We start from the raw sequence: 1528 nt of genomic DNA, 5'->3' as shown, positions 1-1528 counted from the left end.
AGCCGCCTCCCCCCGGCCCCGGTTGGGGCAGCCCGCCTCCCACCGGCGGCGGCTACGGCGGTCCCGGGGGCGGCGGCTACCGCGGCCCCGGATACGGCGGCCCCGGCGTCTACGGTGCCTGGGGAGGCGGCTGGGGCGGCCCGCCACCCGCCGCCAAGCCCGGCGTGATCCCGCTGCGTCCGCTCGGCGTGGGCGAGATCCTCGACGGCGCGGTGTCCACGATGCGCACCCACTGGCGCACCGTTCTGGGCATCTCCCTGGTCGTCGCGGTCGTCACCGAGATCATGACGATCCTGGTGCAGCGCCTGGCCCTGCAGAACACCGTCGACAGCGACGCGCTCAACGACCCGAACGCCTCTCCCCGTCAGCTGTTCCGGGCGATGGGCGACGCCCTGCTCGGCTCCGGCATCCTCTTCGTGGTCACCCTGGTCGGCACCGTCCTGGCCACCGCACTGCTCACGACGGTCACCAGCCGCGCGGTGCTCGGCAAACAGGTCACCGTCGGCGAGGCCTGGCGTGACGCCCGCCCCCAGGTGCTGAGGCTGGCCGGGCTGATCCTCCTGCTGCTGCTCATCGGCCTCGGCGTCCTCGCCGTCGGCACACTGCCCGGCATCCTCGTCGCCGCCTCCGGATCGCCCGTCGCAGGCACCGCGATCGCCGTCCTCGGCGCCCTGGCCGCCGGCGTGGTCGCCGTCTGGCTGGCCGTCCGCTTCTCCCTGGCCTCGCCCGCGCTCATGCTGGAGAAGCAGGGCATCAAGAAGGCGATGAGCCGCTCGGCCAAGCTCGTCCGCGGCTCCTGGTGGCGGGTCTTCGGCATCCAGCTGCTGGCCGCGATCATCGTGGGCATCATCTCGGTGATCATCGTGATCCCCTTCAGCCTCATCGCCGCCGCCTTCGCCGACGGCGGCATGTCTGGCCTGCTCAACGGCAACAGCGACTTCGGCTGGACATACCTGATCATCAGCGGGATCGGATCGGTGATCGGCTCTCTGATCAAGTTCCCGATCTCGGCCGGTGTCACCGTGCTCCTCTACATCGACCTGCGTATCCGCCGCGAAGCCCTCGACCTCGAACTGGCCCGCGCCGCCGGGGTCCAGGACGACAGCTCCGTCACACCCGCCTCGGGAGCCTGATGCCGTGAGCCTGCCGGGGGGAGTTCTCACAGCACTGCCCGCGCTGCCACGCGCGGCACACACAGCCGCACGGACCCTGCTGCGCCAGGGCGGCCGACCCGCCGTCCTGGCGCAGCAGGGCTCCGGCGAACCGCCGGTCACCGTCCCGCGCGACCCCGCCCGGGAGGCGGCCCGCCGCGAACTGTCCAAACGCCTGTACCACGAGAACGACCCGAGCTGGCCGCATCGCGCCCTCGACCACTTCTGGGACTGGGTCGACAAGCTGTTCAACTCCGCCTCGGCCGCGAGCCCGGGCGGAACCGTCGGCCTCGTCGTCGTCATCGTGGCCGTCCTCGCGGTGCTGGGCGCCCTGTGGTGGCGGCTCGGCACCCCGCACCGCACACCCGCCTCCGCCC

1 protein-coding gene and 1 pseudogene are annotated in these 1528 nt (G+C 72.6%); both read left to right on the top strand.

Going from position 1 to position 1528, the window contains the following annotated elements; genetic code table 11:
- Positions 1–1133 (top strand): DUF7847 domain-containing protein (locus BZY54_RS44565; protein ID WP_086731065.1); only part of this gene is annotated, 1133 nt, incomplete at its 5' end.
- 4 nt (positions 1134–1137) lie between these two features.
- A pseudogene (locus tag BZY54_RS44560) lies at positions 1138–1528 on the top strand (DUF4129 domain-containing protein); the annotation flags it as partial.

Origin of the sequence: Streptomyces carpinensis, assembly GCF_002154505.1 — a bacterium.
Classification (GTDB): domain Bacteria; phylum Actinomycetota; class Actinomycetes; order Streptomycetales; family Streptomycetaceae; genus Streptomyces; species Streptomyces carpinensis.
Note: the sequence above shows the minus strand (reverse complement) of the source record. Positions and strands in the feature narration are given on the sequence as shown.